We start from the raw sequence: 13,021 nt of genomic DNA on the forward strand, positions 1-13,021 counted from the left end.
GCTTCAGTCTTTGGTAACCAACTTGCGTAACCATAACGGACAGTTAAGCGTAAAGCGTATGAGTGAGTATCTAAATGGCGTCTGTTTTTCCGCTTGCCGACCTCAAGGCTTCCGTCAAGCCGGGTTCTTGGGTCGACACGATCATCAAGGGCGATTGCGTTGCAGCCCTTGAGGCTCTTCCGAACCAGTCGGTTGACGTCATCTTCGCCGATCCGCCCTATAACCTTCAACTCGGCGGCACGCTGCACCGTCCCGACCAGTCGCTGGTCGATGCCGTCGACGATGAATGGGACCAGTTCGCCTCCTTCGAGGCCTATGATGCTTTCACGCGCGCCTGGCTGCTCGCCTGCCGCCGTGTGCTGAAGCCGACGGGCACGATCTGGGTCATCGGCTCCTATCACAATATCTTCCGCGTTGGCGCTACGCTGCAGGACCTGAACTTCTGGATCCTCAACGACATCGTCTGGCGCAAGACGAACCCGATGCCGAATTTCAAGGGCCGTCGTTTCCAGAATGCCCATGAAACGATGATCTGGGCGAGCCCGAACGCCAAGGCCAAGGGCTATACGTTCAATTACGATGCCATGAAGGCCGCCAATGACGATGTGCAGATGCGCTCCGACTGGCTCTTCCCGATCTGCAGCGGCAACGAGCGCCTGAAGGGCGAGGATGGCAAGAAGGTCCATCCGACTCAGAAGCCGGAAGCGTTGCTCGCCCGCGTCATCATGGCCTCGTCGAAGCCCGGCGATATCATTCTCGATCCCTTCTTCGGTTCGGGAACGACCGGCGCCGTTGCCAAGCGTCTCGGCCGCCACTTCGTCGGCATCGAGCGTGAGCAGGACTATATCGATGCGGCCTCTGCCCGCATCGCCGCCGTCGAGCCGCTCGGCAAGGCGGAACTGACCGTCATGACCGGCAAGAAGGCCGAGGCCCGCGTCGCCTTCAACGTGCTGGTCGAAAGCGGCCTTATCAAGCCCGGCCAGGTGCTGACGGATGCCAGACGGCGTTACAGCGCCGTGGTGCGCGCCGACGGCACTGTCGCCGCTGGTGGCGAGGCTGGCTCCATTCATCGTCTCGGCGCGAAAGTGCAGGGCCTTGATGCATGCAACGGGTGGACATTCTGGCACTTCGACGACGGGCAATCCCTGCGCCCAATCGACGACTTGCGGTCCATCATCCGCAGCGACCTTGCAAAGATGGATTGAGCAACATCTTGCAAGATTGAGATACAGCTTCTTCCGGTTTGTACCTCCAGTTACGGAAGAAGAAACAAGAAGCCCGGGGCCGAAAGACCCCGGGCTTCTTGTTTCTGCAAAAGCGGCAGCAATCTCGCCTCAGAATTCCTGGTAGTCGGTCACATCGACCCGCGTAACCTTGCCGTCCGCATTGAAGGTGATCGTTTCCTCGCCTTCGCGGATCAGCGGCTTGCCGGTCTTGCTGTGTGTTGCCCGAACGGACCAGACAGCCCGGCCGGAAAGCGGCGTCAGCGTTTCCACCAGGGAGTTTTCTGCTGTCTGGTCAGGGTAATCGTCGAAATAGCGTCGGAAGGCAGCCATGATCTCGGCCCGACCGGCAAGGCTGCCGACGCCGTTGGAGACGTAGGTCGCATCCTCGGCGAACCAGCGCTCGATCTCGGGAAAATCGAGCGCGTTGATCGCCGCGTGGAAGCGGTCGATGGCGTCAGCGGGATCGAAAGCCATGGCTCAGGCCCTCAAACCGTAAGTCGCGAGGTCGGCGCGCAGCTTGTCGGCGCCGGTGAAGAGCACGGCATTCCAGCCGGCGGCCTTAGCGCCCTCGACATTGACGGGTGCGTCGTCGATGAAGATTGTCGCAGCCGGATCGAGGTCGAAACTCTTCGCATGCGTTTCGTAGATCGCGATATCGGGCTTGATGAGGCCGACATCACCGGAAACGGTTACGCCGCGCGGCTTCTTGAGGAAGGGGAAGCGTTCCTGCGCCTCGCGGAATGTGTCGGACGCGAAGTTGGTCAGCATCGTCACGTCCCGGCCTTCATTGATGAAGCCCTCCATGATCGCGACGCTGTCTTCATAGGCATGCGGTATCATCTCGTGCCAGTTCTTGCGAAAGCCGCGGATATGCTCTTCGCGGGTCGGATGCTCCTTGATCAGCAAGGCCTCGGCATCGGCCCAGGTGCGGCCGCGGTCCTGCTCGACGTTCCAGTCGTGCGTGCAGATATTGGCGAAAAACCAGGTGCGCTCGGCCTCATCGGGAATGAGGCGGCTGAAGGGAATTTGCGGATCGTAATGAATAAGAACTTTGCCAATATCGAAAACGATATGCTTGATGTCGTTTGCCATAATCATCCCTTGGCTGTTTTGAACGCGAGAGGAATAGCCGCTGCGATCGCTTTTTTCATGATAGTCGGCAGCGCCTGAGCTTCAAGATTTATAACTGGCTCCCACCAGCCTTCATCGATTTGAACGCGATTGGTAAGTGCCACGCGGAAGATCGAAAGCCTGAGCTCGAAATGGGTGAAGATGTGGGTGACGCTGCCGGCGCTCTCCCAGTCAGCCTTGAAGGGTGCCGCTTCGGCTGAGGTCTCGCCGTCCTGCCGCGCTGTCCATGCTGTCGTCGGAATTTCCGTCATGCCGCCGAGCAACCCGCTTTCAATCCGCCGCCGAAGCAGGATATCGCCATCGGAGGTGACTGCCACGAAGGCCGCACCCCGCCGGATCGGTTTTTCCTTCTTGGCGGCCTTGACCGGAAACTGCTCGGGATCGTGCAGCCGCAATGCCTCGCACGATCCGTTGAACGGACAGAGCGAGCAGGCCGGGCGCTTCGGCGTACAGATCGTGGCGCCGAGATCCATCATCGCCTGGGCAAAATCGCCGGGTCGGTCAGCCGGCGTCAGCAGCGCCACCTTCTGGCGCATCAGCGGTTTGCCGGCTGGAAGCGGCGTAGCGATGGCATAGAGCCGCGAGATAACCCGCTCGACATTGCCGTCCATCACGGCGGCCTGACGGTTAAAGGCGATGGCCGAGACTGCTGCGGCCGTATAGTCGCCGATGCCGGGCAGGGCTTTCAGGCCCTCTTCAGTGTCGGGAAAGATGCCGCCATGTTCGCTGGCAACGGCTTCGGCGCATTTCTTCAGATTGCGCGCCCGAGCATAATAGCCGAGCCCCGCCCAGGCGGCCATCACCGCTTCAACGGGCGCATCGGCGAGATCCGTCACGGACGGCCATTTCGCAAGGAAATTGGCAAAGTAGGGTTTTACCGCTTGCACCGTCGTCTGCTGCAGCATCACCTCGGACAGCCAGACGTGATAGGGATCGGCCTTGATGCCGCGCTTGGCCATCGGTGGCGAAACCCGCCAGGGCAGGTCGCGATGATGGCGGTCGTACCATTCCAGGAGAGGGGAGGCAGTCGGCGCGTCCGGTGTGCGTGTCGTCATTATTTGCCGCGATCGGGGGAAGTGATCTATACTTGGCGAAGCAAGGCGGCGTGATCAAGCCGGCGGCCGCCGATGGACGTCGCTTACCAAGGTTTCGATGAGTTATCCACGCAAAGATGAGAAGCAGATTGCAGAGCTGACGAACGGCATCATCGATCCCGTTCTCGCCCGCCGTGCCGGCATCAACAGCGCACTTCTCGGCTCCTGGGACGAAATCGCCGGCGAGGACTTCGCCGATTGCACCCGCCCGGAAAAGATCGCCTGGGCCCGCGGCGGCGGCGATGATGGAAACTTCCGTCCCGGTGTGCTGACGGTTGCCTGCGAAGGCGCACGCGCTCTTTTCCTCACCCACGCGCAGGGGGAGCTTATCCAACGCATCAACAGCTTCTTCGGCTTTGCCGCCGTCCACCAGCTCCGCATCGTCCAGAAACCGGTCTACCAGCCGGTCAAACGTTCCCGCACGCCGCCGCCCTTGAAGGGCGAGGCGGCCCGCAAGCTGGAAGGGATGATGCAGGGCCTGGAGGATGAAAAGATCAGAAAGGCGATCGCTCGTCTGGGGACGGCGGTATTGGGCAAGCGGGGCAGATAGCTGTCGTTTGACGCCTCGCCGGCGACTGTCGCGTGATTGACGATATCGATGACGACGCAGTCCGGTTTCCGGTTCTGCGTGTCGGCAATCGTCGCGATCTCAATCGATAGGGCAAAATCCTGCAGTCTTTTGACTATTCGTCTTTCGCAGGTCACAATTCTTTGAAGAAAGTTGGCGAAGCGTGCCTTGTTAGCGGCTTCTGGCCGTTATATCGCACAAGCAGCTGCCACACTTGTTTATGGGGAACCCATGCGCATCTCTGAAATGCAATTGACGAAACGCCAGCTTCTGGGCGGTGTCGCCGCCGCAACCGCATCCATGGCGGTATACGGTACGGCGCAGGCGCAGGCAGCCCCGGAAATTCCGAAGCCGGACGGCGATGTCGACATGGCCAAGGTGCTGGAGCCCGGCGCGCTGCCGGAAATGGCACTCGGCAAAGCCGATGCCCCGGTCAAGATCGTCGAATATATGTCGATGACCTGCCCGCACTGCGCCCACTTCCACAACACGACCTTCGACACCATCAAGCAGAAATATGTCGATACCGGCAAGGTCGAGTTCATCCTGCGCGAATTCCCCTTCGACCCCCGCGCTGCCGCTGCCTTCATGCTTGCCCGCTGCAACCCGCAGAAGCCTGAGGAGCTCGCAACACCCGAACAGTATTTCCCGATGGTCGCCATGCTCTTCAAGCAGCAGCAGGTCTGGGCAGCAGCCGATGATGGCCGCGCTGCACTGCTGCAGATGTCGAAGCTTGCCGGATTTACTGAGGATAGCTTCACGAAGTGCTTGACGAACCAGAAACTGCTGGATGAAGTGAATGCCACGCGGGAACGGGGTTCCAAGGACTTCGGCGTCAATGCCACGCCGACGTTCCTCATCAATGGCAAGCGCTATTCTGGAGACATGCCGGTTGACACCATGTCGGCCCTCATCGACAGCCTCCTCTGATCCGTACCGTTTTGCGAAGGCGGGCGACGGTGAAAGCCGTGCGCCCGCTTTTTCTTTTGCGCGGTGTGAGGCCGTGGCATGAAGTTCAACAAGCTCCGCGTTGTCGGCTTCAAATCCTTCGTCGAACCGACAGAATTCATTATCGAGCGTGGCCTGACGGGTGTCGTCGGACCGAACGGCTGTGGCAAGTCCAACCTCGTCGAGGCCCTGCGCTGGGTCATGGGCGAGAATTCCTATAAGAACATGCGCGCGTCCGGCATGGACGACGTGATCTTTTCCGGCTCGGGAAACCGCCCGGCGCGCAACACGGCCGAAGTTGCGCTCTATCTTGATAATGGCGAACGTACCGCGCCTGCCGCCTTCAATGACAGCGATGAAATTCAGGTCACCCGACGCATCGAGCGTGAGCAGGGATCGATCTATCGCATCAACGGCAAGGAAAGCCGCGCCAAGGATGTTCAGCTGCTTTTCGCGGATGCTTCCACCGGCGCTCGTTCTCCCTCGATGGTGGGGCAGGGGCGTATCGGCGAACTGATTTCCGCAAAGCCGCAGGCACGCCGCCAGTTGCTGGAAGAGGCGGCCGGGATTTCCGGACTGCACTCCCGCCGCCATGAGGCCGAGCTTCGGTTGCGCGCCGCAGAAAGCAATCTGGAGCGGCTGGATGACGTCACGTCGCAGCTCGAAAGCCAGATCGAGAGCCTGAAGCGTCAGGCGCGCCAGGCAAACCGCTTCAAGACGCTCTCTGCCGATATTCGCGCCCGCGAGGCTATGCTCTTGCACATCCGTTGGGTGCAGGCGAAGGAAGCTGAGGCGGAGGCTGATAGCGCACTCAATCAGGCAACCGTCGTCGTCGCCGAAAAGGCGCAGATCCAGATGGAGGCGGCTAAGAGCCAAGGCATTGCCAGCCTGAAACTGCCTGAACTGCGCGAAGGCGAGGCGAGGGTCGCGGCCGCCCTCCAGCGCCTGCAAATCGCCCGCAGCCAGCTCGAGGAAGATGCCAACCGCATCCTGCGCCGTCGCGATGAACTCACCCGTCGTCTGACGCAGCTTGCCGAAGATATCAGGCGCGAGGAACGGCTTGTCGCCGACAATGCCGTCATCCTGGCAAGGCTCGATGCCGAAGAGGCCGATATCGGCGAAACCCTCGCCGATTCCGGCCGTTATGCCGAGGAGACGCGGCAGGTATTCGAAGAGGCTGCCACCAAGCTCGCAGATAGTGAGCGTATCTTCACCACCCTGACCGCGGAGCGCGCTGAAGCCGCAGCCGGACGCAACCAGCTGGAACGCGCCATCCGCGATCTCGCTGATCGCAAGCTCAGGCTCGAACGCCAGATGGACGAGGCCAACCGCGAGCTTGCCGGTGTCGGCGAGAGGATCGCAACGCTGCCGGACCCGGAAGAAAAGCGCGCCGTGGTGGAAGCCGGCGAGATCGCCGTCGCCGAGGCCGAAGCGGCGATCCAGTCCGTCGAACTGGCGCTCGCCAAGGCGCGCGAGATGGAAGCGTTCTCCCGCGCTCCGGTTGATCAGGCACGCAGCAAGCTCAACGCGCTTGAGACGGAAGCACGCACAATCCAGCGCATGCTGGCAGGCGCCGCCACAGGCGAATTCCCGCCGGTTGCCGAAGAGCTGAAAGTCGATCGCGGTTTCGAAACCGCGCTCGGTGCCGCCCTCGGAGACGACCTTGAATCCCCGCTCGACCCGAATGCGCCCGCCCATTGGTCGGAAAACGGCGATGGTGCCGGCGATCCGGGATTGCCTGCTGGTGCTGTGCCGCTGCTGAATCACGTTCGTGCACCCGCCGCGCTGATCCGTCGCCTGCGCCAGATAGGCCTGGTGGCCGCCAGCGATGCGCCGCGTCTGGTGAAGGAACTCAAGGCCGGCCAGCGGCTGGTCACCAGGGAAGGCGCCGTTTATCGCTGGGATGGCCATGTCGCCGGCGCGGACGCACCGAGCGCGGCCGCTCTTCGTCTCGCCCAGAAAAACCGCCTCGCCGAGCTCGAAGGTGAGGCAGAACTCGCTCGCGATGTTCTGACCGAAGCAGAGGAGCGCCTTGCCGCTGCGGCCGATGCGATCCGTGAAGAGGAGCGCAGGCTCACTGACGCCCGCGACATGAACCGCCTGTCCGCCCGTCATCTTGCCGAGGCACGCGAGGCTCTGGCCGCTGCGGAGCGCGCCTCGGGCGATCTCATTCGCCGCCGCGATGTCGTCGCCGAAGCCGTCAGTCAGTTGCAGTCGCAGCTCGAAGATGTTGCCGTTCAGGAAGAAAATGCCCGCATCGAACTCGAAGATGCGCCAGATCTGACCGCGCTCGATGACCGTCTGCGCTTCCAGCAGGCCGAAGTCGCGACCGATCGCGGTGCGCTTGCTGAAGCGCGCGCTCGCCATGAGAGCCTGAACCGCGAGAACGATGCGCGCCAGCGCCGCATCGTCGCCATCGGCCAGGAGCGCGAGACATGGCGACAGCGCGCCGCAAGTGCGGAAGATCACATCGCGACGCTCCGCGATCGTGAGGAGGAGGCCCGCGAAGAAGCCGCCGAGCTTGAAATGGCGCCCGATGAATTCGATGACAAGCGCCGCGCTTTGCTGACGGAATTGCAGAAGGCCGAGGAGGCCCGCCGTCATGCCGCTGATCTGCTGGCCGAAGCCGAGCTGCTGCAGCGCGACGCTGACCACAAGGCGGCGACAGCGCTTTCGGAGCTTGCTGAAAGCCGCGAGCGCCGCGGCCGCGCCGAGGAGCGCCTCGTCTCCGCACGCGAGAAGCGGCAGGAGAGCGAACAGCGCATTCGTGAGACACTCAATGTACAGCCCCATGAGGCGTTGCGCCTCGCCGGCCGGCCGGGACTGCAGACGCTGCCGGATCCGCGCGAGGTCGAGCGCGAAGTGGAGCGGCTAAGGATAGAGCGCGAGCGTCTGGGCGCCGTCAACCTGCGGGCCGACGAGGAGCAGAAGGAGCTCAGCGAGAAGCTGGAAGCGCTCATCAAGGAACGAGACGACGTCATCGATGCCATCAGAAAACTGCGCGGCGCGATCCAGAGCCTGAATCGTGAAGGCCGCGAACGACTGATTGCCGCCTTCGACGTCGTCAACGCCCAGTTCCAGCGGCTCTTCACCCACCTTTTCGGCGGTGGCACGGCGGAGCTGCAGCTCATTGAATCAGACGATCCGCTGGAAGCCGGCCTCGAAATCCTCGCCCGCCCGCCCGGCAAGAAGCCGCAGACCATGACTCTGCTTTCCGGCGGCGAGCAGGCGCTGACGGCAATGGCGCTGATCTTTGCCGTCTTCCTCACCAATCCCGCGCCGATCTGCGTGCTGGACGAGGTGGATGCCCCGCTCGACGACCACAATGTCGAGCGCTATTGCAACCTGATGGACGAGATGGCGGCCTCCACGGAGACACGATTCGTCATCATCACCCACAACCCGATCACCATGGCGCGCATGAATCGCCTCTTCGGTGTGACGATGGCCGAGCAGGGTGTTTCTCAGCTGGTCTCGGTTGATCTGCAGACTGCAGAGCGTCTCCGTGAGACGGCCTGAGGCGGCATTTTAATTAAAGACCAAAAAAGGTCACCCTGACATCGGGTGCGTACCCCATTTGGGTGATGCTCTTTTGCGCGCATTGCATTAGAAGTTGTTTTATCGCAACCGCGCCGGTACGGATAAGTAGCAATCGGTCGTTGCGTACCGTGGAATTTGCAATGCTGTCTTCGGGTTGGGAGCGAACGGTCGAAGATCGCAGGGCATAGATGGACCCCCCGTCCGGTTTTCCTGGCCGGACGGAAACAAGGCTTTGCGGGACCGTTGTTGCAGTCCCGCAAAGCTTTTTTTATGCGCTTGCACTGCGCCTCCTCCGTTTCAACCGTTTGATCTTGCCTCCTGTCGCGGATTTATTGTGCGACGCAACATTTCGCCGCATTTGTCGATTTTCATTTCAACACCAAGGGATTAAGCTGGTTCCCGAAATGGTGTTGGGGGGAAGATGACCAAGTGGGTCTATACGTTCGGCAATGGGCAGGCTGAAGGCCGGGCGCGAGACAAGGAGATCCTTGGCGGCAAGGGCGCCAATCTCGCCGAAATGTGCAGCCTCGGCCTTCCGGTCCCTCCTGGCCTCACCATCGTCAGCGAAGCCTGCACCACCTATTACAAGAACGGCCGCAAGATCGATCCCGCATTGAAGGAGCAGGTGCTCGCAGGCATTGCGGATATCGAGCAGATCACCGGCCGCCGTTTCGGCGCGGGCAAACAGCCTCTTCTGCTCTCCGTTCGCTCAGGCGCTCGTGTTTCCATGCCTGGCATGATGGATACGGTGCTCAATCTCGGCCTGAATGACGAGACGGTGCAGGCGCTCGGCCATGACGCCGGGGATGCGCGCTTTGCCTGGGACAGCTATCGTCGCTTCATCCAGATGTATGCCGATGTCGTCATGGGGCTCGGCAACGATCTCTTCGAGGAAATTCTCGAGGATGAGAAGGCGCGCCTTGGCCACGAATTCGATACCGAGCTCAGCGCTTCCGAATGGCAGCATGTCGTTTCGCTCTACAAGGCGCTGATCGAAGAAGAATTGGACGAGGCCTTCCCGCAGGATCCGGCGGTACAACTCTGGGGCGCTGTCGGCGCGGTGTTTGCGAGTTGGATGAACGCGCGCGCTGTCACCTATCGCCAACTTCACAATATTCCGGAAGCCTGGGGCACTGCCGTCAATATCCAGGCCATGGTCTTCGGTAATCTCGGCAACGCGTCGGCGACGGGCGTTGCCTTCACCCGCAACCCCTCGACGGGCGAGAAGATCCTCTACGGCGAATTCCTGGTGAATGCGCAGGGTGAAGACGTGGTTGCCGGCATTCGCACGCCGCAAAGCATCACCGAGGAGGGGCGCATAGCCTCAGGTTCCGAAAAGCCCTCGATGGAAAAGCTGATGCCCGAGGCCTTCGCCGAGTTCGGCCGCATCTGCGCCGAACTGGAGTCGCACTACCGCGACATGCAGGACATCGAATTCACCATCGAGCGTGGCAAGCTCTGGATGCTGCAGACGCGCTCCGGCAAGCGCTCGACCAGGGCAGCCATGAAGATCGCCGTCGACATGGTGGACGAAGGTGTCATCACCGAGGACGAAGCCGTCCTGCGCATCGAGCCGTCGACGCTCGACCAGCTCCTGCATCCGACCATCGATCCGCGTGTCAGCCGCCAGGTGATCGGCTCCGGCCTGCCGGCGTCGCCCGGTGCAGCGACCGGTGAGATCGTCTTCACGGCGGAAGAGGCGGTTGAGGCAGAGTCGGAAGGTCGCAAGGTCATCCTGCTGCGCGTCGAGACCAGCCCCGAAGACATTCACGGCATGCATGCTGCCGAAGGCATCTTGACCACACGCGGCGGCATGACCAGCCATGCGGCCGTCGTCGCCCGCGGAATGGGGATCCCTTGCGTCGTCGGCGCCGGCACCATGCGCATCGACGCCCGCAATGAGCGGTTGATGGGCATCGGCGTGACGCTGAAAAAGGGAGATGTCATCACCATCGACGGTTCCGCCGGCCAGGTCCTCAAGGGCGAGGTGCCGATGATCCAGCCGGAACTGTCAGGCGATTTCGGCCGCATCATGGGCTGGGCGGATCGTGCTCGCCGCATGACGGTGCGCACCAATGCCGACACGCCGGCCGATGCCCGCGCGGCCCGTTCTTTCGGTGCCGAAGGTATCGGCCTTTGTCGTACCGAGCATATGTTCTTCGAGGGCGAGCGCATCCATGTCATGCGTGAGATGATCCTGGCCGAGGACGAAAAGGGCAGGCTGCGCGCTCTCGACAAGCTCCTTCCGATGCAGCGGGGCGATTTCACCGGCCTGTTCTCCGTCATGCACGGACTGCCGGTGACGATTCGCCTCCTCGATCCGCCGTTGCATGAATTCCTGCCGAAGAGTGACGAGGAGATCGCCGAGGTCGCCTATGCCATGGGCATGGAGCCTTCGGCTCTCCGCCAGCGTGTCGACGCGCTGCACGAATTCAATCCGATGCTCGGGCATCGCGGCTGCCGCCTTGCCATCTCCTATCCCGAGATCGTCGAGATGCAGGCCCGCGCGATTTTCGAGGCGGCGGTCGCTGCTGCAAAAGAAACGGGTGCTGCCGTCGTTCCCGAAATCATGGTGCCGCTCGTCGGCCTTCGCTCCGAACTCGATTACGTCAAGGCGAAGATCGATGCCGTGGCACAGGATGTCATGTCGGAAGCCAAGATGCGCATCGATTACCTCGTCGGCACGATGATCGAGCTGCCGCGTGCCGCACTGCGTGCCCACGTCATCGCCGAGGCGGCCGAATTTTTCTCCTTCGGCACCAACGACCTGACGCAGACCACTTTCGGCATTTCGCGCGACGATGCCTCGGCCTTCATCCCGACTTACCAGCGCAAGGGCATCATCGAGCATGATCCCTTCATATCCCTGGATTTCGATGGCGTGGGCGAACTGATCCGCATTGCCGCCGAGCGCGGGCGGCGCACCCGCAACGACATGAAGCTCGGCATCTGCGGCGAACACGGCGGCGATCCCGCCTCAATCCATTTCTGCGAGACGATCGGCCTCGATTACGTTTCCTGCTCGCCCTTCCGCGTGCCGATCGCCCGGCTTGCGGCCGCCCAGGCGGTCATTGCCGCCGCTCAGTGACGGTAGCGGTAATAGCGCGGGTAGTAATAGGGACCGTTCAGATTATAGGCCATATCGGCCATCACCCAGTCGCTGTCGTAGCGGGCCTGGGCACGGCGGTCGAGCTCGATCCGCTGCAGGCAGGTCGCAAAACCATCCGTTCCGCGCTTGAAGCCGTAGCCGGTGCAGGTCTGCTCGTCACGTGCCCGCCGCTCCTCGGGCGTCAGCGTCTGGCAGGCGGCAAGCCCGGCGGCCAGAACGGCAAGAAGGGGCAGGATATATGGGCGCATCGGTATCTTCCTCGAGCATGAACGCCAGGCCAGGAGAATCGATCCGCCTGACGTCGTCAACCCGACTATATTATCAGGCTGCGCCCGCGGGGTCACCGATCGGCAGAAGGGCTGGATCGAGTGGCGGATCCTCCGGATTCTTCGTATCGCTCGGATCCTGCGCCGGGGTCAACGGCGGTTTTTCCTGGATGCGGTCGGGAATACCCGGTGTTGGCTGCGGGCCAAGCGGCGACTCTGCGCCGGGTGCGGGGATGGGGTCTCTGTTGGGCATGATTTACCTCCTTCACTGAAGAAGGAACGGCAGGGTGCAGGCTTGGTTCCACTTTCACCGCCATGCATTCCTATGTAAGAGCAAAGGCAACTCACAGGAAAGAGCACCATGGCGATCCGCGATCGATTCTCGAAGAAACTCACCTGTCCGCAATGCGGCAATAGCGGCTTTGCGGAGGCCTCCGAGATTGATGATGCCAAGCGCAAGACTCCCGATTTCAAGGTCGACCAGCTGCCGCGCGGCTTCTTTGTGCAGCGCCCCTCGGTGCATCAGGAAACATTCATGCTGAAATGCGAATGCGGCCGCAAATTTCCTTTCCGCTCGCTCGCGGAAGCTGCGGCCAGCCGCGATTGAAGCATGGCTCGCGAAATCTGCAGCGGTTTTGCGCTAACGAGACGCTTGGGATTCAGATCCGCTCGAGGACCTCGATGAAGGCATCGGCGAAGCGCACCAGATGTTCGGTGTCCTCATCAGGCGCCTGCATTCGGATTTCCGTACCGTTCTGGTCGAGCAAGGCTAGAACCACCCGCATCGTCTTGTCCGACGTCGGGATGCGCAGCACGGCGATTCGCCTGCAATCTTCGACGAGCCCCGCCGCCGGCAGGTCGAAGAGAAATTCGCCTCGGGTTTCGGCAGCAGCTCTGCGCACCGCTTCGCAGAATCCGGCCTCGCCATCGGCGTAGCCTTCCAGCGAGAGTTCGAGTTCGAGAAGTTCCAGCGGCAAGAGCGGCTCGCCACGCTCGATGCCGCCAAGCGAAGATGCCTGCGGCCTTTCCCTCATTTCGGACGAGATCATCTGTCTCTCCTGTTTCGTGGGACATGTATCAGACCCCGGTAGAATGGCCTTTTTACGGCATATCAGCAATAGCTTACAGAGGGAGCGCCC

12 protein-coding genes are annotated in these 13,021 nt (G+C 61.7%); 6 read left to right on the top strand and 6 right to left on the bottom strand.

Annotated features, from left to right (window positions below):
• Window positions 1-74: 74 nt before the first annotated feature.
• Window positions 75-1,205: a site-specific DNA-methyltransferase gene (locus LVY75_14220; protein ID XAZ24367.1), complete on the top strand. Its 1,131-nt coding sequence runs from the start codon at window positions 75-77 to the stop codon at window positions 1,203-1,205.
• Between the two features lie 129 nt (window positions 1,206-1,334).
• Here the strand turns inward: LVY75_14220 and LVY75_14225 are convergent, their stop codons facing one another.
• Genes LVY75_14225 through mutY form a run of 3 tightly spaced genes read right to left on the bottom strand, consistent with a single transcriptional unit; the run spans window position 1,335 to window position 3,412 of the window.
• Window positions 1,335-1,700, bottom strand: a complete 366-nt coding sequence (locus tag LVY75_14225; protein XAZ24368.1) for a nuclear transport factor 2 family protein — start codon at window positions 1,698-1,700, stop codon at window positions 1,335-1,337.
• Window positions 1,701-1,703: 3 nt separating this feature from the next.
• Complete coding sequence (locus tag LVY75_14230) at window positions 1,704-2,318, bottom strand: HAD family phosphatase (GenBank protein ID XAZ24369.1); 615 nt, start codon at window positions 2,316-2,318, stop codon at window positions 1,704-1,706.
• A gap of 2 nt (window positions 2,319-2,320) precedes the next feature.
• Window positions 2,321-3,412 (bottom strand): A/G-specific adenine glycosylase, encoded by a 1,092-nt coding sequence (gene mutY, locus LVY75_14235; protein ID XAZ24370.1) that lies wholly within the window; start codon window positions 3,410-3,412, stop codon window positions 2,321-2,323.
• 97 nt (window positions 3,413-3,509) lie between these two features.
• Here mutY and LVY75_14240 point away from each other — a divergent pair, with 97 nt between their 5' ends.
• From LVY75_14240 to ppdK, 4 genes are all read left to right on the top strand, one after another.
• Window positions 3,510-4,001: a DUF721 domain-containing protein gene (locus LVY75_14240; protein ID XAZ24371.1), complete on the top strand. Its 492-nt coding sequence runs from the start codon at window positions 3,510-3,512 to the stop codon at window positions 3,999-4,001.
• Between the two features lie 249 nt (window positions 4,002-4,250).
• A complete protein-coding gene (locus tag LVY75_14245) occupies window positions 4,251-4,949 on the top strand; it encodes a DsbA family protein (GenBank protein XAZ24372.1) in 699 nt (232 codons plus the stop codon).
• A gap of 78 nt (window positions 4,950-5,027) precedes the next feature.
• Window positions 5,028-8,486, top strand: a complete 3,459-nt coding sequence (locus tag LVY75_14250) for a chromosome segregation protein SMC (GenBank protein XAZ24373.1) — start codon at window positions 5,028-5,030, stop codon at window positions 8,484-8,486.
• Window positions 8,487-8,928: 442 nt separating this feature from the next.
• Window positions 8,929-11,595 carry a pyruvate, phosphate dikinase gene (gene ppdK, locus LVY75_14255; GenBank protein ID XAZ24374.1) on the top strand — a complete coding sequence of 889 codons (2,667 nt, stop codon included), beginning with the start codon at window positions 8,929-8,931 and terminating at the stop codon, window positions 11,593-11,595.
• Here the strand turns inward: ppdK and LVY75_14260 are convergent.
• Complete coding sequence (locus LVY75_14260; GenBank protein XAZ24375.1) at window positions 11,589-11,864, bottom strand: hypothetical protein; 276 nt, start codon at window positions 11,862-11,864, stop codon at window positions 11,589-11,591. The two genes, ppdK and LVY75_14260, sit on opposite strands and share 7 nt — an antisense overlap.
• A gap of 73 nt (window positions 11,865-11,937) precedes the next feature.
• Window positions 11,938-12,135: a hypothetical protein gene (locus LVY75_14265; GenBank protein XAZ24376.1), complete on the bottom strand. Its 198-nt coding sequence runs from the start codon at window positions 12,133-12,135 to the stop codon at window positions 11,938-11,940.
• A gap of 108 nt (window positions 12,136-12,243) precedes the next feature.
• On the opposite strand from LVY75_14265, the gene LVY75_14270 reads away from it, so the two are divergent.
• Window positions 12,244-12,489, top strand: coding sequence for a hypothetical protein (locus LVY75_14270; protein XAZ24377.1), 246 nt, complete (start codon window positions 12,244-12,246; stop codon window positions 12,487-12,489).
• 52 nt (window positions 12,490-12,541) lie between these two features.
• Here the strand turns inward: LVY75_14270 and LVY75_14275 are convergent, their stop codons facing one another.
• A complete protein-coding gene (locus LVY75_14275) occupies window positions 12,542-12,931 on the bottom strand; it encodes a hypothetical protein (protein XAZ24378.1) in 390 nt (129 codons plus the stop codon).
• Window positions 12,932-13,021 lie beyond the last annotated feature (90 nt).

The sequence above is a fragment of the Sinorhizobium sp. B11 genome, from assembly GCA_039725955.1.
Taxonomy (GTDB): domain Bacteria; phylum Pseudomonadota; class Alphaproteobacteria; order Rhizobiales; family Rhizobiaceae; genus Rhizobium.